The organism is Streptomyces collinus Tu 365 (assembly GCF_000444875.1).
In the GTDB taxonomy this organism is placed as follows: domain Bacteria; phylum Actinomycetota; class Actinomycetes; order Streptomycetales; family Streptomycetaceae; genus Streptomyces; species Streptomyces collinus_A.
The window spans coordinates 1,954,272-1,973,321 of record NC_021985.1; the positions used below are offsets into that span (position 1 = coordinate 1,954,272).

A 19,050-nucleotide genomic window follows, 5' to 3' on the forward strand; every position below is an offset into this window, starting at 1 on the left:
AGGCGAAGAGCCCGTGGGCCGCTAGGCGAGATACGCCGGCGTGCTCACGGGCAACGTAAATCGGAACTCGGCGCCGCCGCCGGTGGCGCGGCCGACCGTGATGACACCGCCGTGGGCTTCGACGATGCCCTTGACGATGTAGAGCCCGAGGCCCGTGCCACCGCGCTTGCTGCCCCGCCAGAAGCGGGTGAAGACGCGGTTCATGGACTCCTCCGGGATGCCTGGCCCCTCGTCGCTCACCGTGACCGACGTGCCGGTTTCCTCGCCCTCGCGCGGGGACGCCGAGGGTGTGACGTCAATGGTGACGGTTCCCTCGCCGTGCCGCACGGCATTTTCCAGCAGGTTGCTCAGCACCTGGTCGACCTTGTCGGGGTCGGCCCACAGGGCGGGCAGCGGCTGCTCGATGCGCAGCAGGAACCGGTCGGCGGGCTGGCCGGAGGCGACGTAGGCCTGGATGTGCCGGCCGACGGCCGCGCCGATGTCGACGGGCTGGCGGCGCACCTCGAGCCGGCCGCTGTCGATCCGGGATATGTCGAGCAGCTCGGCGATCAGCCGGGTGACCCGGTCGGCGTCGGCGTCGACGGTCTCCAGCATCAGCCGCTTCTGGTCGTCGGTGAAGCGTTCCCACTTGGCCAGGAGGGTGGCGGTGAAGCCCTTCACGGAGGTCAGCGGGGAGCGCAGCTCGTGGGCGACGGTGGCGATCAGCTCGGCGTGGCTGCGCTCGGTGCGCCGGCGGGCCTCGGTGTCCCGCAGCGAGACGACGACGCACCGGACGGGTCCGAGGGGTTCGGCGCGCACGTAGCGGGCGGAGACCAGGACCTCGCGGCCGCCGGGCAGCAGCAGGTTGCGCTCGGGCTGGCGGACCCGGATGGCGAGGCCGCCGTAGGGGTCGGTGAGCTGCCACCAGCGGCGGCCCTCCAGGTCCTCCAGCGGCAGCGCCTTCTCCAGCGGCCGGCCGAGGGCCTCGGCGGCGCGGAGGGCGGTGACGCGTTCGGCGGCGGCGTTGAAGCGGACGACCCGGCCGTTCTCGTCGGCGACGACGAGTCCGTCGGGCAGCTGGTCGGGGTCGACGCCGGTGTCGTCCCCGCACCGGGGCGCGGGGGCGCGCCGCGCGTCCCGTCCTTCCGGCGCGGTGCTCGTGCCGGCCACACTCATCCCCGTACCCCACCTCTCAGACGGCGCAGGGCCCCGAGTGGGTCACCCTACTAGCTCTCGGTGACGGAGCGGCACCCTCCGGAGGCACGCTGTGCCCGCGCCGACGCGTAGAGACATACGGCCGCGGCGGTGGCGAGGTTCAGACTCTCGGCCCGGCCGTGGATGGGGACGCGGACGACGGCGTCGGTGAGGGCGCGGGTCTCCTCGGGGAGCCCCCAGGCCTCGTTGCCGAACAGCCAGGCGGTCGGGCCGCCCATGGCGCCCTTGTCGAGTTCCTGGTCCAGGTCGTGGTCGCCGGCCCCGTCGGCGGCGAGGATCCGCACCCCGGCGTCCCGCAGCCCCCGCACGGCGTGCTCGACGGGCACGCCCACGGCGACCGGCAGGTGGAACAGGGAGCCGACGGAGGCGCGTACGGCCTTGGGGTTGTACAGGTCGACGGAGGCGTCGGTGAGCACGACCGCCTCGGCGCCGGCGGCGTCGGCGCAGCGCAGCACGGTCCCGGCGTTGCCGGGGTCGCGGACGTTGGCGAGGACGGCGACGAGCCGGGGCCGGGCGGCGAGCACGTCGGCGAAGGGGGTGTCGAGGAACCGGCACACACCGACGAGCCCCTGGGGGGTGACGGTGGTGGAGATGTCGGCGATGACCTCTTCGGAGGCGAGGTGCACCCGGGCGCCGGCGTCGCGGGCCGCTCCCACGATGTCGGCGTAGCGGTCGGCGGCCTCGACGGTGGCGAACAGCTCGACCAGGACGGGGACGCCGTCGGTCCGGTGCGCGGCCGCTTCCCTGACGGCCTGCGGTCCCTCGGCGAGGAACAGCCGGTCCTTGCCCCGGAAGTTGCGCCGGGCGAGCCGGCGGGCGGCGGAGACGCGTGCGGACCGGGGGGAGATCAGCTCGGGGGCGGGCGGCATCCTCTTCTTCACCTTCGGGAAAGTCTGGTTCCGGTGGCGCCGGCGGGGCGGGCCCGCCAACGACAGGACCCGCAAGCCATACAGCCTGCGGGTCCTCAGTGAGCGTCAGCTCGAAGCCGGTCCGGCGTCACGCGGCCTTGGGGGCGTTGACGTCCGACGGCAGCGCCTTCTGGGCGACCTCGACGAGCGCGGCGAACGCGTTCGCGTCGTTGACGGCCAGCTCGGCCAGGATCTTGCGGTCGACCTCGACGTTCGCGGCCTTCAGACCCTGGATGAAGCGGTTGTAGGTGATGCCGTTGGCGCGGGCAGCGGCGTTGATGCGCTGGATCCACAGCTGACGGAAGTCGCCCTTGCGCTTCTTGCGGTCGTTGTAGTTGTAGACCAGCGAGTGGGTGACCTGCTCCTTGGCCTTGCGGTACAGGCGCGAACGCTGACCGCGGTAGCCGGAGGCCGCCTCGAGGATCGCCCGGCGCTTCTTGTGGGCGTTGACTGCCCGCTTGACGCGTGCCACTTGTTAACTCCTTGTAGCGGGGCCGTGGGGGTGCTCACACGGCCCGGAAACGATTGGGTCCCGGTCCAGACGTACGGCGCTCAGGCGGCGCCGTGACGTCACTTGCCGAGAAGCTTCTTGATCTTCGCGGCGTCGCCCGGGGCCATCTCGGCGTTGCCGGTGAGGCGGCGCGTCACGCGGGACGACTTGTGCTCGAGCAGGTGGCGCTTGCCGGCGCGCTCACGGAGCACCTTGCCGGAGCCGGTGACCTTGAAGCGCTTGCTGGCACCGCTGTGCGACTTGTTCTTCGGCATAGCGCCGTTCTCTCCTCGTCGGTGGCGCTCTGGTGCCCGGTCGCGAAAACCGGGCACGGTGGAGCGTCGCTCTGTGTTTCGGTTACATCCTGGGGACGGGGGTCCCCCGGGGTCACGCCTCGGCAGGCTCCTCGGAAGGTGCCTCTGCCTCGGCGGGGTGCTCGGCCGCGTTCTGCGACTTGCCGGGATTCGCCTTCGCGTCGGCCTTGCGGGCCTCCTGCGCCTGACGGGCCTCGGCCATCGCCTCGGTCTTCTTCTTGTGCGGACCGAGGACCATGATCATGTTTCGGCCGTCCTGCTTCGGGTTCGACTCCACGAAGCCGAGGTCCTGGACGTCCTCCGCGAGACGCTGCAGCAGTCGGTAGCCCAGCTCGGGCCGGGACTGCTCGCGACCACGGAACATGATCGTGATCTTGACCTTGTCGCCCTGCTTGAGGAACCGGACGACGTGACCCTTCTTGGTGTCGTAGTCGTGCGGGTCGATCTTCGGCCGGAGCTTCATCTCCTTGATGACCGTGTGCGCCTGGTTCTTGCGCGCCTCACGAGCCTTCATGGCCGACTCGTACTTGAACTTGCCGTAGTCCATGAGCTTGCAGACGGGCGGACGAGCGGTCGCCGCCACCTCGACGAGGTCGAGGTCGTACTCCTGAGCAAGCTCAAGGGCCTTGGCAAGCGGAACAATCCCGACCTGCTCGCCGCTGGGACCGACAAGTCGCACTTCGGGAACGCGAATCCGGTCGTTGATGCGGGGCTCGGCGCTGATGGATCCTCCTCGGTAGCACCACACGGCGGTCTGGCGGACAGCCGCGTTACGTCTTTTCGTTAGACCTAACCGCGCCGAAGCACAAAAAATGCCCCGGACGATCACAGGCGGGGCTCCATGGCAACCGGAGCACCGCCGCGACGATCGCGGGGCGCGCTTTCGGACGGCTCCATCGTCCGTACGGAACGATGGTGGCCGTCTGACCGGATGACCCGCCGCCCCGGAGGACGGTCAGGTGGGAGATCGGAGCCTCCACTTGTGGGCCGAGCACATACGTGTCCGGCCGGTCGACATCCAGGTTACCAGGATCGCCCGACGGGGGCTAATCGGGACGGAGGGCGGCGGGGGCGGGGCTGACGAGGGGCACCGCCGGCCCTCGCCTATCGTGTGGGGCATGAGTGAGACCCCTCCTGAGAACACCGACTTCGACGCGATGACCCGGGACATCGCCGAGGTCCCCGCCGTCGAGGTGATCGTGACGGTCGCCGTCAACCTGATGAGCGCCGCCGCCGTCAAGCTCGGGCTGAGCGAGGAGGGCGACAAGTACAAGGACCTGGACGAGGCCCGCAAGCTGATCAGCGGGCTCGCCGGGCTGCTGGACGCGAGCGCGACCGAGATCAGCTCCTTCCACGCGGCCCCGCTGCGCGACGGCCTGAAGTCGCTGCAGCTGGCGTTCCGCGAGGCGTCGATCGTGCCGGACGAGCCGGGCCAGGGCCCGGGCGAGAAGTACACCGGCCCGGTCTACGGCTAGGACCGCCGTCCGTTCATCCGCGTACGTACAGGGGCTCGCCCGGAGGGGTGGTCCCGGCCGGCAGCAGTGCCAGGTCGAGACCGCGCACCAGGCGGGCCCTCAGTGTCTCGTCGGCCGACAGCCGCTCGGCGACGGCGCGGGCGGCCTCGGCGGGCGGCGCGGCCGGGTCGAGGACCAGGGCGAGGGTGCCGTCGGCCTGGCCCGGCCCGAGGTGCGCGCGCAGCACGGCGGGCACGCCGGCCACCGCGGCGCGGACGGCCTCGACCACGGCCGGGTCGGCGAGCGGGTCGGTACTGCTCCGGCCCTCGGCCAGGGCGAGCAGCGCCGGGCCGGTCAGCTCGAACGGCACCGGTCCGGCCAGGTCCAGCACGACCGTGTCCGCCTTCTCGTGGGCGGCGGCCTGCAGCGCCTGGTGCAGGGGTACGGCGACGGGCCGGGCCGCCGGGTCCCAGCGGGCCAGGGAGTCGGTGGAGGTGAAGGCCGGCAGGGCGGTGCGGGCGCCGGCCTTCAGCGTCGGCACGGCCATGTCGCTGGTCTTCTCGCGGCGCAGCCCGTTCTCGTCCTCCTCGACCTCGCCGAGCACCGCGACGACGGGGACCAGCAGCCGGGCGCCGCGCAGCGCCTCCAGGACGGGGCCGACGGCCGTACGGTCCTCGGCCCAGGCGGCGAGAGCGGCGCTCAGCCGGGGGTCGGCGGAGCCGTCGTCGTCGGAGAAGCCGGGGTCGGGAATGTTCTTGTTCGCCACGGTCACCGACCCTATAGGGGGGTGGCCGTCCCGCTCGTACGGGGCCGGTGGCGGCGGCCCTCCCGGCCGGTGCACAGGTGTCCCGGCGTTCGCCGACCCGGCTCTCATCCGCGTCCCACGTGGTGCACGGGCCCCGCCCCGAGCATCGAGGGCATGGAGTCCCCCGGAGCCCGCCGTGGCCGGGCCCGCAGCGCCCGCCGTGCCCGCAGCGCCCGCCGTGCCCGCAGCGCCCGCCGTGGCCGTCGTCGTCCGCTGTCGATGGTCGCGCCGGCCGTGGTCGCGGTCGCCGCGGTGACGGCGGGCGGCACCGTCTGCGTCAGGGCACGCGCGCACCCCGGTACCGGGGCCGTATCGTCGGCGGCGACGCCGTCGGCCTCCTCCCCGGTCACGGCGGGCGAGGAGGCACCGATGGAACCCGCTACCCCGTCTTCCGCCGTCGCGCGGAAGGCGTCGCTGTCCCGGGCCATGGCGTCGGTGGCGGTGCCGTCGGGGGCGCGGGTGTCGGCCGCCGTGTTCGACCCGCACTCCGGTGACGGTGCCGTGTACGGCCGGGACGCCTTCGACACGGCGAGCATCGTCAAGGTCGACGTCCTCGCCGCGCTGCTGCTCCAGGTGCAGGACGCGGGACGGCACCTGACGGACGCGGAGAAGGCGTACGCCACGAAGATGATCGAGAACAGCGACAACGCCTCGACCACCGCGCTGTGGCACACGATCGGGCGGGCCGAGGGGCTCGACGCGGCGAACCGGCGGTTCGGGCTCGGCTCGACCTCCGGTGGCGCCGACGGGCTGTGGGGGCTGACCCGAACCACCGCCGCGGACCAACTGCGCCTGCTGCGACAGGTGTTCACGGCGGATTCCAGGCTGAGCGCGGCCTCGCGGGCGTATGTGCGGGGCCTGATGGAGTCGGTGGAGCCGGACCAGCGGTGGGGGGTCTCCGCCGCGGCCCCGGGGTCCTCCCCCGCCCTGAAGAACGGGTGGCTGCCGCGCAGTACGACCGGGCTGTGGGATGTCAACAGCATCGGCCGGGTGCGCGTGGACGGGGCCGACTACCTGGTGGCGGTGCTGTCGGAGGGGACCGTCAGCAAGGCGAGCGGCATCTCGCTGGTGGAGGCCGCCGCGAAGGCGGCCGTGTCCGGGTTCACGGCGGCCCCGGCGTCGGCGTCATAGCCGCGCGAGCCGCACGCGGGGCCCGGCCGGGCGGGTCCGTCCCGGCGGCGGGCCGGGCTCAGCGGGTGGTCCGGCGGCCGCGCCACAGGACGACCGCCGCCACCAGCAGGACCGCGCCCGCGCCGCCCGCCAGGAGGCCCGCCCAGTCGGCGGCGGAGCCGCCGGGACCGGCCGTGTCCGGGCCCGGGCCGAAGTACTTCCCGCTGTACGACGCCGGGTGCAGTCCGCGCGGTTCGAGGCGGGCCGCGGCCTTCAGGGCGGCCGCCGGGTCGATCATCCCGAAGCCGCGGGAGTCGTCGCGGCCGCCGACCGGGGCGTCGCGGGCGGTGTCCTCCAGGAGCTTCTTGATCTGGGCGGGGGTGAGTCGGGGGTGGGCTGCCTTGACGAGGGCGGCCGCGCCGGAGACGAACGCGGAGGCCGCGCTGGTGCCCCAGCCCTCGTAGTACTTGTGGTCGGGGTCGGCGATCACGACGTCCACGCCGGGTGCGCTGACCGCCGCGTACCAGCGGCGGGTGGAGAAGGAGCCCCGGGTGCCGAACTTGTCCACGGCGGTGGCGGCGATGACGCCGGGGTAGGCCGCCGGGTAGGAGACGTGGTCGCCCTTGTCGCCCCCGTTGCCCGAGGAGGCCACGACGACGACCCCCTTCTTCAGGGCGTACTGCACGGCCTCGTCCTCGCTGGGCTCGGGGTGGGCGGAGGCGGAGTCGTCGCCGAGGGAGAGGTTGATGACGTCGGCGCCGTGGTCGGCGGCCCAGCGGATGCCGTCGGCGAGGGCGTTGCCCCGGGTGGTGCGGGCCTTGGTGCGGGCGGAGTCGCCGTCCTCCAGGATGACCCGCACGGGCAGGACCTTCGCCTCGGGCGCGACACCCACGACACCGTCGGTGCGGCCCGGTCCGTGGCCGTGCCCGGCGATGATGCCGGCCATGGCGGTGCCGTGCCGGGCCCAGGCGCGGTCGCCGGGTCCCGCGCCGAAGCCGATCATGTCCTTGGCGGGCAGCACGTTCCCGGCGAGGTCCGGGTGGTCGGCCTCGACGCCGGTGTCCAGGACCGCGACGGTGACGCCCCGGCCCTTGGTGGTGCGCCACGCCTCGTCGAGGTGGAGCGCGGACAGGCCCCACTGCTGGGCGCGGATGCTGTCGGCGTGGGCCGCGGCGGACGGAAGGACGGCGAGCGAACCGGCGAGCAGCGCGGTGAACGCCGAGGCGGTGGCGCGGGCGCGGCGGCGGCCGCGGGTGGGTCGCGGCGGCGTCGGTCTCGTCATGAGGGCTTCTCCGTGGCCTTGCCCGCGGTCTGGCGAAGCCGCCGCTCGACGCGGTCGGCCAGTCCCTGGGCCTCGTTGCCGAGGCCGGCCTGGGCGGGTGCCGTGGTGGCGCCGGAGTGCACGGCGTCCGCGGCGGGCTGGGGCGAGTCGACGGTGCGGCCGTCGGCCCAGCCGGAGACGGCGTAGGCGACGACGGGGACGTCGGCGAGCACGGAGATGGTCCAGCTCGCGCGCTGCCGGTCGCCGAAGTGCGCCGCCGCGGTGCCCTTGGCGGCGTAGGGCCGGGGCATCAGGTCGGCCCGGCGGTCCAGGTGCTCCTCGCGGAAACGGGTGGCGAGGGCGGACATGGCGGCGGGGTCGCCCTTGGTGAACAGCAGGCCGACGGTGGTGACGTAGCTCTGCGTGGCGTCGGTGTAGGTGGCGCGCAGCAGCCGGCGGCAGCCGACGGGGGCGAGCGCCCTGCGCAGCAGGGGGTCGAAGGCGTCGGCGCAGGCGCTGTCCCGGGCCACGGCGATCCGCGTCCAGGTGCGGTCGGCGCCGCCGGGTCCGGCGCCGGTCCCCGGCACGGTGGGCGGGAACAGCTGGTCCACGGGCACGCTGTGCCAGAGCGTCGCGGCTGCGCTGAACCCGCTTGCCGCCGTGCCGTCACCACCGTCGCCGGTCAGCCAACTCCCGGTCGCCGCACCGCCGATGAGGCCGAGCCCGAGGACCAGGCAGGCGGCGGCAGCGGCGGTCCTGGGCCGCATCCGCAGCCCCAGCGGCCGCGCCCGCATCCGCCCGTCGTAGCCGTCGTACCCCTCGGGCTTCCCGAAGGACACCACGGGCCGCGCCGCGGCGGCGCTCCAGGACAGGGCGGGGTCCGGGGAGGCGGGCGGGGGGCTCGCGGGCGCGCTCGGGCTCCACCCCGCGCGCGCACCGGGCGCGGAGGACGGCGCCTGCGCCACCTGTTCCCCCCGCGCCGGGGCCCCGGAACCGGAGCGCGGCTGCGGCGCGGAGGGCGCCGGCGGCGTGGAACGTGGTGACCGAGCTTGCTGAGGCTGCGGCTGCGGGCGGAGCCGGGTCGTCGTCTCCGACAGCGACTCCGGCCCGGTGGCCGGCGTGCCCGGCCGCTGCGCCGGACGCGGGGGCGCCGCCGGTGCGGCCTCGGCACGGCCGGGTTCCGCTCCGGGGCGGCGGTCCGGAAGCGGGGGCACCACGCACGCGGCCTCGTCCCGGCCCGGCTGAACACCTGAAGGACGAGCCGAGCCCGGGGGCACCACTGACGCGGTCTCACCACGGCCCGGCCGGTCGCCAGGACGATGAACCGGGCTCGACGGCACCGCGGGCGACGCCTCGCCGTGGCCCGGCCGCGGACCCGGACGCTGAGCCGGGCTCGGAGACACCACCGCCGACGCCTCGCCACGCCCCTGCTGCGGAGCCGGACGGTGACCCGGACGCGGAGGCGCCACGGGCGCGGCCTCGTCCCCGCCCGGCCACGGGCCAGGACGTTGCCCGGGACGCGGCGGCGTCACCGTCCCCGCCTCACCGCGACCCGGCTGCGGAGCCGGACGCGGAGGCGCCACGGGCGCGGCCTCGTCCCCGCCCGGCCACGGGCCAGGACGTTGCCCGGGACGCTGCGGCACCACCTGCGGCGCCTCGGTGCGGGCCGGCCCGGGTCCGGGGCGGTGGTCCGTGCGCGGAGGGCGTCCCGGGGGCGGTGTCGCGAGACGCGGTCGGCGGGGCGTCGGGGAAGCGTGCCGAAGCGGGCGGCGGGGGCGGGCTCACGGGATCGGCGGCCTCGGGCACGGCGGACGGCCTGGAGCCCCCGAAGCGGGAGCCGGACGCACCGCTCCCGGGTCCGGCCCCGCGCGTCACGGGCCCCCGCCCGCCGCTCCCGGCGCCGGAGGAGCCGGTCACGGCACCCCGCCCGCCGGACCCCGCTCCGGGGGATCCAACGGCAGGGGCGGCTGTGGGACGGGTGCGGGGGGTGCGGGGGGCGAAGACCGAGGGCTCGTCGTCGAAGTCGGTGGCCGTGGGCGGCGTGTGCTCCGGCGGTTCGGCCGGGGCGTGCGCCGGGGTGCTCGGTGCGGGCGCGTCCGGTCCGGCGCCGGGGCGGCCGGGTACCGGGGCGCGGCGCGCTTCCGTGCTCACTGCACCCCCCGTTTCCTCGTGCCCGGGCCGTTTCCTCGTACGCGGGCCGTTCCTGCAGCGGCCGCGCCCGGGGTGAAGAGTCCGTCCGGGCACGCATACCCGTACGGCTGGACCGGCATCCCGGTTCAGGTGATGCGGCCGGAGGCGTTCCGCCGTACGTGCGCGTCACTCTACGGGTTGCCCGGGACGGAACGAGCACCAGTCCGCACGCCGGGGGCATCTGCCCGGAACGTCCCCCTACCCTGCGGTAATCCTGTCTGGCAGGCTTCCGTCATGACTGCGCGCGCCGCCGACCGGGCCCGTTACGACCGGGCCACCGCCCCTCTCGACGCCCCTCTCGCGATCGTGGATCTGGACGCCTTCGACGCCAACGCGGCCGATCTCGTCCGCCGCGCCGCGGGCAAGCCGGTCCGGGTCGCGAGCAAGTCGGTCCGCTGCCGGGCCCTGCTGGAACGCGTCCTGTCCAGGGACGGGTTCCAGGGCATCATGTCGTTCACCCTCGCCGAGTCGCTGTGGCTCGCGCGCTCCGGGTTCGAGGACGTCCTGCTGGCCTACCCGTCCGCCGACCGGTCCGCTTTCGCGGAGCTGGCCGCCGACCCCAAGCTCGCCGCCGCCGTCACCGTGATGGTCGACGACGTCGCGCACCTCGACCTGATCGACGCGGCCCGTGACGGCGGGCGCGAGGAGGTGCGGGTCTGCCTGGAGCTGGACACCTCGCTGAAGCTGCTGGGCGGCCGGGTGCGGGTCGGGGCGCGCCGCTCTCCGCTGCACTCCCCCGCCCAACTCGCCGAGCTGGCGCGGGCCGTGGCCCGGCGGCCCGGGTTCCGGCTGGTGGGGATCATGGCGTACGAGGGGCATGTCGCGGGGGTCGGGGACGCGGTGGCCGGGCGGCCGCTGCGGTCGCGGGCCGTCCGGCTGATGCAGGCCGCCGCCCGGCGCGAGCTGGCCGAGCGGCGGGCCGCCGTGGTGCGGGCGGTCCGGGCGGTGGCGCCGGACCTGGAGTTCGTCAACGGCGGCGGCACGGGCAGTGTGCAGCACACGGCCGCCGAGGACGCGGTCACGGAGATAGCGGCCGGTTCGGGGCTGTACGTGCCTCGGCTCTTCGACAACTACACGTCCTTCACCGGCCGTCCGGCGGCCCTGTTCGCCCAGCCGGTCGTACGGCGGCCGGGCGTGGGCGTGGTGACCGTGCTGGGTGGCGGCTACCCGGCGTCCGGCGCGGCGGGGCCCGACCGGCTGCCGGTGCCGTACCTGCCCGAGGGGCTGAAGTACGACCCCCAGGAGGGCCCCGGTGAGGTGCAGACGCCGTTGCTCGGCTCCCCCGCCGACGACCTGCTGATCGGCGACAAGGTGTGGTTCCGGCACGCCAAGGCGGGCGAGCTGTGCGAGCGGTTCGACACGCTGCACCTGATCGAGGGCGACGCGGTGACGGCGACCGTGCCCACCTACCGGGGCGAGGGCCTGACCTTCCTCTGACTCCTGAGCGCTGAGAGCTGAGCGCCGAACCGCCGGGCTCAGTACACGGTGTCCGTCTGGTCCGGCACCACGGAGCCGTCGGGGCGCAGGAGCGGCCCGGCGGTGCCGTCGGGTGCGGTGCGGGCGGTGCTCGCGCACGGGTACGGCTGCGTCCTGCGCGGCAGCGGGGCGATGAACATCGGCTCGACCAGCCAGCGGCCGTCGGCGTCGTCGTACGCCCGGCACATCAGCTCCGGCTTGTTGCGGTTGAGCACGAGGTGGGCGCCGGTGGCGTCGGCGACGAAGGTGACGTCGGTGTCGGCGTCGCCGGCCGCGATCGCCGGCCGGAGCCGCGGGGGCTGCCGGTGCCAGGCGTCGGCACCGTGGATGCCGTAGATCTCCTGGTTGATCCAGCAGCGTTTGCCGTCGATGTAGGGGATGACGGCGCCGCGGGACGCCGGGGCGCCGCCGCAGCCCTCGGTGCGCGGGGTGATGCGGCCCCGGCCGTCGAGGACCGGGCGGATGGCGATGGTGTGCGCGGCGTCGACGCCGACGGCGCGGGACCAGACCTCGGTGACGGGTTCGGCGCCCGCCGAGACGACGTAGACCCGGAATCCGGCCCGGTGGAGGGTGCGGATCAGGTCGCGCTGCTGGTCGTAGTAGCGGACGTAGGCGGGGACGGTCCGGGTGCCGAGGGTGCGGGTGGCGCCGACGGGTGCGGCGAGGGCCTCGCGGCGGGCGGCGGTGGCGTAGGAGGCGAGTTCGGCGGGGGTGCGGCCGGCGAAGAGCTGCGGGACCCAGGCGTACTGCGGGACGGTGCGCCGGTGGTTCCAGGACCCGGCGAAGGCGGGCGCGCCGCTGGTGGTGGTGCCGTTGTCGCGGACGCTCGTGATCTCGTCGGTGCAGCGGGGTGCGGTGGAGGTGCGCAGGGGTGCGCCCGCGCCGGTGCCGCAGGCGGCCGTGAGGGCCCGGTCGGCGGCACCGGTCAGCCAGGCGCTGGTGTCCTTCCAGCGCGCGGGCCGCGGCAGCCGGTCGTGGCGCAGGGCCCAGGAGAGGGTGGCGTCGGTGACGTCGTTCTTGGTGACCGTGTTGTCCCAGTCGAAGACGGCGACCGCGCCCGTGTGCCCGGAGCAGGTGCCGCCGGCGTCGATCACCTGCTGGAGGCGGGCGCGGTGGTCGCCGTGCCAACGGCCGCCGAGCCGCGGGCAGTCGGGGGTGGCAGCCGGTGCGGTGGGCGCGGCCGCCAGGACGGCGGCCGCTGCCAGGATCCACGCGAGATGCTGTCGCATATGACGGGGACCGTACACCTTCGTCCCTACAGGGGGGTGACGTACGCGCCCGAGATGCCGCCGTCGACCAGGAAGTCGGTGGCGTTGACGAACGAGGAGTCGTCGCTGGCCAGGAAGGCCACGGCGGCGGCGATCTCGTCCGCCTCGGCGAACCGGCCGACCGGGATGTGCACGAGCCGGCGCGCGGCCCGCTCCGGGTCCTTGGCGAACAGCTCGCGCAGCAGGGGGGTGTTGACCGGTCCGGGGCACAGGGCGTTGACCCGGATGCCCTCGCGGGCGAACTGCACGCCCAGTTCGCGGGACATGGCGAGGACCCCGCCCTTGGAGGCGGTGTAGGAGATCTGGGAGGTGGCCGCGCCCATCCGGGCGACGAAGGACGCCGTGTTGATGATGGAACCCTTGCCCTGGCGGCGCATGTAGGGGATGGCGGCCTTGCAGCACAGGTAGACGGAGGTGAGGTTGACCTCCTGGACGCGCTTCCACGCCTCCAGGCCGGTCTCCAGGATGGAGTCGTCGTCGGGCGGCGAGATGCCGGCGTTGTTGAAGGCGACGTCGACGCTGCCGTAGGTGTCGTACGCCGTCCGGAACAGCGCCTCGACCTGTTCCGGGTCGGTGACGTCGGCCTGGACGAAGAGTCCGCCGACCGCGTCGGCGGCGGCCTTGCCCGCGGTGGTGTCGACGTCGGCGCAGACGACGTGGGCGCCCTCGGCGGCGAGACGGCGTGCGGTGGCGAGGCCGATGCCGCTGCCGGCTCCGGTGACGACGGCGGTACGGCCGGTCAGGCGGCGGCAGAGATGGGTGTCGGTCACTGTGCGGGGCCCTCCGTGCTGATGAAGACGTTCTTGGTTCCGGTGAAGGCGGTCAGGGCGTCGGGGCCCAGCTCGCTGCCGAGGCCGGACTGCTTGAAGCCGCCGAACGGGGTCCAGTAGCGGACGCTGGAGTGGGAGTTGACGGACAGGTTGCCCGCGCGGACGGCCTGGGAGACGCGCAGGGCGCGGCCGACGTCCCGGGTCCAGACGGATCCGGACAGGCCGTAGGGGGTGTCGTTGGCGAGGCGGACCGCGTCCGCCTCGTCGGTGAACGGGAGCAGCACGGCGACGGGGCCGAAGATCTCCTCGACGGCCGCCCGGCCGTCGTGCCGCTCGCCGGTGAGGACGGTGGGCGGGAACCAGAAGCCGGGGCCGCCGGGGGCGCTGCCGCGCAGGGCGGGCGCGTCCTCGGGGACGTAGGACCGTACCCGGTCCAGCTGCTGACGGGAGATCAGCGGGCCCATCTGCGTCCTGGCGTCGGCCGGGTCGCCCACGACGACGGCGGCGAGCGCCTCGGCGAGGATGTCGCGCGCCTCCTCGTACACCGTCTCCTGGACCAGGACGCGGGTGCGGGCGCAGCAGTCCTGGCCGGCGTTGTCCAGGAAGGAGAAGGGGTCGAGGGCGGCCTGCAGGTCGGCGTCGGCGAAGACGACGTTGGGGCTCTTGCCGCCGAGTTCCAGGGTGACCGGCTTGACCAGGCGGGCGCAGCGCTCCATGACCTCGCGGCCGGTGCGGGTGGAGCCGGTGAACACGATCTTGGCGACGCCCGGGTGGTCGGTCAGGGCGCGGCCCGCGGTGCGGCCGTGGCCGGGCAGCACCTGGAAGAGGTGCTCGGGCAGGCCCGCCTCCAGGGCGAGTTCGGCCAGCCGCAGGGCGGTGAGCGGGGTGGTCTCGGCGGGTTTGAGGACGACGGCGTTGCCCGCGGCGAGGGCCGGGAAGGAGCCCCAGGCGGCGATGGGCATGGGGAAGTTCCAGGGGGCGATCACGCCGACGACGCCGAGGGGTTCGTGGAAGGTGACGTCCCAGCCGCCGGGGACCGGGATCTGCCGGCCGAGGAGGCGTTCGGCGCCGCCGGCCGCGTACAGCAGCAGGTCGCGGGCGTTCCCGGCCTCCCAGCGCGCGTTGCCGATCGTGTGACCGGCTTCGCGCACCTCGAGGCCCGCCAGTTCGTCGAGGTGGGCGTCGACGACGTCGGCGTAGCGGCGCAGCAGGCGGGCCCGGTCGGCGGGTGCGAGGGCGGCCCAGGCGGGCTGGACGCGCGCGGCGCGTGCGACGGCGGCGTCCACGTCGGCCGCGCCGGCCGCGGGGACGGTGGCGACGACCTTCTCGGTGGCGGGGTCGAGGACCGTCAGTTCGTGCGGGTCTGACGGGGCTGAGGCTGACGGGTCCGGCAGGCCGGACGGTTCGGGTGCCTCGGACGGTTCGGACACGGGTCGGCCTTTCACAGACGTTCGAAGGAGCGGCGCAGCTCCCAGTCGGTGACCGCGGCGTCGTAGGCCTCCACCTCGACGCGCGCCATGTTGCGGTAGTGCGCGACGACCTCCTCGCCGAAGGCCGCCTTGGCGATCGGGCTGGTCTCCCAGAGTTCGGCGGCCTCGCGCAGGGTGGTCGGGACGTGGGCGAGGTCGGCGGCGTAGGCGTTGCCGGTGCAGGGTTCGGGCAGTTCGAGTTTCCGCTCGATGCCGTACAGCCCTGCGGCGACGAGTCCGGCGACGGCGAGGTAGGGGTTGACGTCGCCGCCGGGGAGGCGGTTCTCGAAGCGCAGCGAGCGGCCGTGGCCGACGACGCGCAGGGCGCAGGTGCGGTTGTCGGGGCCCCAGGCGACGGCGGTGGGGGCGAAGGAGCCCGGCTGGAACCGCTTGTAGGAGTTGATGTTGGGGGCGTACAGGAGCGAGAAGTCGCGCAGGGCGGCCAGTTGCCCGGCGAGGAAGTGGCGCATGACGTCGGACATGCCGCCGTCCCCGTCGCCGGCCATGGCGTTGGCGCCGTCCGCGTCGGTGAGCGAGAGGTGGATGTGGCAGGAGTTCCCCTCGCGCTCGTTGAACTTCGCCATGAAGGTCAGGGAGACCCCCTCCTGGGCGGCGATCTCCTTGGCGCCGGTCTTGTAGAGGGCGTGCTGGTCGCAGGTGACGAGGGCCTCGTCGTAGCGGAAGGCGATCTCGTGCTGGCCGGGGTTGCACTCGCCCTTGGCCGACTCGACGGTGAGCCCGGCGCCGGCCATGTCGTTGCGCAGGCGGCGCAGCAGGGGCTCGATGCGGCCGGTGCCGAGGACGGAGTAGTCGATGTTGTACCGGTTGACCGGGGTCAGGTCCCGGTAGCCGGCGTCCCACGCCTGCTCGTAGCTGTCCTTGAAGACGATGAACTCCAGCTCGGTGCCCACCTGCGCGGTGTAGCCGAGGTCGGCGAGGCGGTCGAGCTGGCGGCGCAGGATCTGGCGCGGGGCGGCGACGACCGGGGAGCCGTCGTGCCAGGCGAGGTCGGCGACGAGCAGGGCGGTGCCGGGGTGCCACGGGACGCGGCGCAGGGTGGAGACGTCCGGGTGCATGGCGAAGTCGCCGTAGCCGCGGTCCCAGGAGGACATCGCGTAGCCGTCGACGGTGTTCATCTCGGTGTCGACGGCGAGGAGGTAGTTGCAGCCCTCGGTGCCGTGCCCGAGCACCTCGTCGAGGAAGAACCGGGCGGCGAACCGCTTGCCCTGGAGCCGTCCCTGCATGTCGGGGAAGGCCAGGACGACGGTGTCGATCTCACCGCCGGCGACGAGGGCCCGCAGCTCCTCGACGCTCAACGGGGGTGTGCGGTCTGCCACGGCAGAGCCTCCTTCGGCTTCTTCGCGTGTTGCGGCGGGGCCGGGAGCCATAAGGTATGGCCACGAACCATTGCCTGGGAAGGGGGCACGGCCGGATGCCGCGGGAGACGGATGCGCGGGGGGCGCAGGCGCCGGGTGCCGACGACCGGCTCGCCCCGGTGCTGCGGCCGGTGCGGGCGGGCAACGGCTTCGAGGAGGCCCTGGAGCAGATCCTCCAGGTGGTGCGCCTCGGCCTGGTGCCGGGCGGCGAACGGCTGCCGGCCGAGCGGGAGCTGGCCGAGCGGCTCGGGATCAGCCGGGTCACGCTGCGCGAGGTGCTGAGGGTCCTTCAGGACCAGGGCCTGGTGGAGGCGAGGCGCGGACGGTACGGCGGAACGTTCGTGCTGCCCCGCGCGGACGGCGGCGGCGAGGACGAGCTGCGGCGCCGGATCGCCGAGGTCGACATCGAGGACGTGCTGCGCTTCCGGGAGGTGCTGGAGGTCGGGGCGGCCGGGCTGTGCGCGGCGCACGGTCTGACGGCCGAGCGGGGCGCGCGGCTGCGGGCGGCCCTGGAGCGCACCCGCGAGGCGCCGCTCGCGGACTACCGGCGGCTGGACACGCTGCTGCACCTGACGCTGGCCGAGCTGTGCGGCTCGCCGTCGCTCGCCGCGCAGTACGCGGCGGTCCGGGCGACCGTCAACGACCTGCTGGACTGCATCCCGCTGCTGGTGCGCAACCTGGAGCACTCGCAGCGCCAGCACACCGCGCTGGTGGAGGCGGTGCTCGCGGGGGACGCGGACGGCGCGCGGGAGACCATGCGGGAGCACTGCGCGGGGACGGCGGCGCTGCTGCGGGGGTTCCTCGCGTGAGCGGCCCGTCCGGGGGCGGGGGCGGGGGCGGCGCGAGTGGGCAGAGGTGTGCCGGCGGACCATGGGATCGTTCTTGGATTCCCGGGAGGGCAGCGTGAACGGACGACCGCTGATCGGTGTGAGCACCTATCTGGAGAACAGCGCGCGCTGGGGCGTGTGGGAGCTGGAGGCGGCGCTGCTGCCGGCCGCGTATCCCCGGCTGGTGCAGCGGGCCGGTGCGCTCGCGGCGATGCTGCCGCCGGACGCGCCGGAGCACGCGGCGGCCGCGGTGGCCCGGCTCGACGGGCTCGTGATCGCCGGCGGACCCGACGTCGATCCCGGGCGGTACGGCGCGGAACGCTCGCCCCGCACGGGGCCGCCCGCCCCCGAGCGGGACGCCTGGGAGCTGGCGTTGATCGACGCCGCCCTGGCCGCGCGCGTGCCGCTGCTCGGGATCTGCCGGGGCATGCAGCTGCTGAACGTGGCGCTCGGGGGGACGCTGGTGCAGCATCTCGACGGGCACGCGGAGTTGGTCGGTGTGTTCGGCGGGCATCCGGTGACGCCGGTGCCGGGCACGTTGTACGCCGGGATCGTGCCGGAGGAGCTGATGGTGCCGACGTATCACCATCAGGCGGTGGAGCGGCTCGGCGCGCGGCTGGTGCCGTCCGCGCACGCGGCCGACGGGACGGTGGAGGCGGTCGAGCTCCCGGCGGCGGAGGGGTGGGTGCTGGGGGTGCAGTGGCATCCGGAGATGGGGGAGGATCTCCGGGTGGTGCGTGCACTGGTCGCTGCCGCGGGCTGAGCGGGGTTTGGCGCCGTTGGGCCGGCTGTGTTTCGTCGGGTGCGGGTGCGTTGTGGTCGGTCGCGCCGTTCCCCGCGCCCCTGGGGGGCCTGAGGTCGCCTTCGAGTGCGGGTGCGTTGTGGTCGGTCGCGCCGTTCCCCGCGCCCCTGGGGGGCCTGAGGTCGCCTTCGAGTGCGGGTGCGTTGTGGTTGGTCGGGCCGTTCCCCGCGCCCCTGGGGGGCCTGAGGTCGCCTTCGGGTGCGGGTGCCTTGTGGCTTGTCGGGCCGTTCCCCGCGCCCCTGGGGGGCCTGAGGTCGCCTTCGAGTGCGGGTGCGTTGTGGTTGGTCGCGCCGTTCCCCGCGCCCCTGGGGGGCCTGAGGTCGCCTTCGGGTGCGGGTGCCTTGTGGCTTGTCGGGCCGTTCCCCGCGCCCCTGGGGGAGGTCAGGCTCGGGTCAGAGTGAGGAGTTCTCTGGCTGGGCCGGTGGGGCGGTGGCCTGTGGGCCAGACCGCTCTCAGGTCGCGGCGCAGGGAGACGCCCTCGACCGGGATGCTCACCAGGCGGCGCATCGCCAGTTCCTCACCGACCGCCAGCTCGCTCAGGACCGAGGGGCCGGCGCCGCTGACCGCGGACGCCTTCACCGCCGTGGTCGAGGACAGCTCGATCAGCGGGCGGGCCAGGCCACCCAGGGCGGTGTGCAGGACCTGCCGGGTGCCGGAACCGCGCTCGCGCAGGATGAGCGGGGTCGCCGCCAGCTCCTCGGGGGTCAGCGGGCGCCGGCGGCGGGCCCAGGGGTGGCTGGGGGCGGTGACCACGATCAGGCGGTCGCGGGCGATCACCGTGGAGTCCAGGCCGGCCGGGACGGCGACGCCCTCCACGAAGCCCAGGTCCGCCTCGTCGGCCAGCAGGAGTTCGGCGACCTTCGCCGAGTTGCCCGCGAGCAGGGACACCGCGGTGTCCGGCCGTTCGGCGTGCAGGGCGAGCAGCCAGCCGGGGAGCAGGTACTCCGCGATGGTCATGCTGGCCGCGACGCGCAGCCGCGAGTCCCGCCGGTCGCGCAGGGCCCGCGCGCCCGCGTCGAAGGCCGCCGCCGCCTCCACCACCCGGCGGGCCCAGTCCGTCACCAGGGCGCCCGCGTCGGTGAGCCGGGAGCCACGCGGCGAACGGTCGACCAGGGCGACGCCGAGCTGCCGCTCCATGGAGCGGACACGGCTGCTCGCGGCCGGCTGCGTGATGCCGAGCTCCCGCGCCGCCGCCCCCAGGCTGCCGAGCCGCGCCACGGCCAGCAGGAGTTCCAGCGCGCCGAGGTCCGGCACCCGGTGGGCCAGCGAGCCGGCGGGGCCGCCGTCCACGGTCGCGTACTCGTCGCTCATAAGACCAGCTTATGCCCTCATAGAG

At 74.6% G+C, this 19,050-nt stretch carries 18 protein-coding genes; 5 read left to right on the plus strand and 13 right to left on the minus strand.

Annotation, left to right across the window (positions count from 1 at the left end; all coding sequences use genetic code 11):
* Positions 1–21 precede the first annotated feature (21 nt).
* The 5 genes from B446_RS08225 to infC form a co-directional block, all read right to left on the minus strand.
* On the minus strand, positions 22–1,155 hold the full coding sequence (locus B446_RS08225; RefSeq protein WP_043475054.1) for a sensor histidine kinase: 1,134 nt from the start codon (positions 1,153–1,155) through the stop codon (positions 22–24).
* Positions 1,156–1,205: 50 nt separating this feature from the next.
* Positions 1,206–2,063, minus strand: coding sequence for a TrmH family RNA methyltransferase (locus B446_RS08230; protein ID WP_020938959.1), 858 nt, complete (start codon positions 2,061–2,063; stop codon positions 1,206–1,208).
* Between the two features lie 127 nt (positions 2,064–2,190).
* Positions 2,191–2,574 carry a 50S ribosomal protein L20 gene (gene rplT, locus B446_RS08235; protein WP_020938960.1) on the minus strand — a complete coding sequence of 128 codons (384 nt, stop codon included), beginning with the start codon at positions 2,572–2,574 and terminating at the stop codon, positions 2,191–2,193.
* 98 nt (positions 2,575–2,672) lie between these two features.
* Entirely contained in the window at positions 2,673–2,867 is a 195-nt protein-coding gene (gene rpmI / locus B446_RS08240) for a 50S ribosomal protein L35 (protein WP_004933563.1), read from the minus strand.
* A gap of 112 nt (positions 2,868–2,979) precedes the next feature.
* Positions 2,980–3,654 (minus strand): translation initiation factor IF-3, encoded by a 675-nt coding sequence (gene infC / locus B446_RS08245; RefSeq protein ID WP_078614664.1) that lies wholly within the window; start codon positions 3,652–3,654, stop codon positions 2,980–2,982.
* A 370-nt stretch (positions 3,655–4,024) separates the two neighbouring features.
* On the opposite strand from infC, the gene B446_RS08250 reads away from it, so the two are divergent.
* Positions 4,025–4,381, plus strand: coding sequence for a DUF1844 domain-containing protein (locus B446_RS08250; RefSeq protein ID WP_020938962.1), 357 nt, complete (start codon positions 4,025–4,027; stop codon positions 4,379–4,381).
* 13 nt (positions 4,382–4,394) lie between these two features.
* On the opposite strand, the gene B446_RS08255 is transcribed toward B446_RS08250, so the two are convergent.
* A complete protein-coding gene (locus tag B446_RS08255) occupies positions 4,395–5,126 on the minus strand; it encodes an SseB family protein (protein ID WP_020938963.1) in 732 nt (243 codons plus the stop codon).
* A gap of 153 nt (positions 5,127–5,279) precedes the next feature.
* On the opposite strand from B446_RS08255, the gene B446_RS08260 reads away from it, so the two are divergent.
* Entirely contained in the window at positions 5,280–6,296 is a 1,017-nt protein-coding gene (locus B446_RS08260) for a serine hydrolase (RefSeq protein ID WP_052352134.1), read from the plus strand.
* A gap of 58 nt (positions 6,297–6,354) precedes the next feature.
* Here B446_RS08260 and mycP read toward each other — a convergent pair whose 3' ends face one another.
* Positions 6,355–7,557 carry a type VII secretion-associated serine protease mycosin gene (gene mycP, locus B446_RS08265; RefSeq protein ID WP_020938965.1) on the minus strand — a complete coding sequence of 401 codons (1,203 nt, stop codon included), beginning with the start codon at positions 7,555–7,557 and terminating at the stop codon, positions 6,355–6,357.
* The gene (locus tag B446_RS08270) at positions 7,554–8,501 is read right to left on the minus strand and encodes a hypothetical protein (protein WP_234967467.1); all 948 of its coding nucleotides are present in this window, start codon (positions 8,499–8,501) and stop codon (positions 7,554–7,556) included. The genes mycP and B446_RS08270 overlap by 4 nt, the downstream gene beginning before the upstream one ends.
* A 1,459-nt stretch (positions 8,502–9,960) precedes the next feature.
* Between B446_RS08270 and B446_RS08275 the strand changes: the two genes are divergently transcribed.
* On the plus strand, positions 9,961–11,163 hold the full coding sequence (locus B446_RS08275; RefSeq protein ID WP_020938967.1) for an amino acid deaminase/aldolase: 1,203 nt from the start codon (positions 9,961–9,963) through the stop codon (positions 11,161–11,163).
* A 38-nt stretch (positions 11,164–11,201) separates the two neighbouring features.
* Here B446_RS08275 and B446_RS08280 read toward each other — a convergent pair whose 3' ends face one another.
* From B446_RS08280 to B446_RS08295, 4 genes are read right to left on the minus strand one after another with little or no spacing between them, the layout of a single operon-like run.
* Complete coding sequence (locus tag B446_RS08280) at positions 11,202–12,431, minus strand: haloacid dehalogenase-like hydrolase (RefSeq protein ID WP_020938968.1); 1,230 nt, start codon at positions 12,429–12,431, stop codon at positions 11,202–11,204.
* Positions 12,432–12,457: 26 nt separating this feature from the next.
* Positions 12,458–13,240 (minus strand): 3-oxoacyl-ACP reductase, encoded by a 783-nt coding sequence (locus B446_RS08285; RefSeq protein WP_020938969.1) that lies wholly within the window; start codon positions 13,238–13,240, stop codon positions 12,458–12,460.
* Positions 13,237–14,634: an aldehyde dehydrogenase family protein gene (locus tag B446_RS08290; RefSeq protein WP_052352257.1), complete on the minus strand. Its 1,398-nt coding sequence runs from the start codon at positions 14,632–14,634 to the stop codon at positions 13,237–13,239. The genes B446_RS08285 and B446_RS08290 overlap by 4 nt, the downstream gene beginning before the upstream one ends.
* A 47-nt stretch (positions 14,635–14,681) precedes the next feature.
* On the minus strand, positions 14,682–16,046 hold the full coding sequence (locus B446_RS08295) for a glutamine synthetase family protein (protein WP_020938971.1): 1,365 nt from the start codon (positions 16,044–16,046) through the stop codon (positions 14,682–14,684).
* A gap of 95 nt (positions 16,047–16,141) precedes the next feature.
* On the opposite strand from B446_RS08295, the gene B446_RS08300 reads away from it, so the two are divergent.
* Both B446_RS08300 and B446_RS08305 read left to right on the plus strand, forming a co-directional pair.
* The gene (locus tag B446_RS08300) at positions 16,142–16,894 is read left to right on the plus strand and encodes a FadR/GntR family transcriptional regulator (protein ID WP_020938972.1); all 753 of its coding nucleotides are present in this window, start codon (positions 16,142–16,144) and stop codon (positions 16,892–16,894) included.
* A 94-nt stretch (positions 16,895–16,988) separates the two neighbouring features.
* Entirely contained in the window at positions 16,989–17,675 is a 687-nt protein-coding gene (locus B446_RS08305; protein ID WP_043475064.1) for a gamma-glutamyl-gamma-aminobutyrate hydrolase family protein, read from the plus strand.
* Between the two features lie 420 nt (positions 17,676–18,095).
* On the opposite strand, the gene B446_RS08310 is transcribed toward B446_RS08305, so the two are convergent.
* On the minus strand, positions 18,096–19,025 hold the full coding sequence (locus tag B446_RS08310; RefSeq protein ID WP_020938974.1) for a LysR family transcriptional regulator: 930 nt from the start codon (positions 19,023–19,025) through the stop codon (positions 18,096–18,098).
* Between the last annotated feature and the right edge of the window lie 25 nt (positions 19,026–19,050).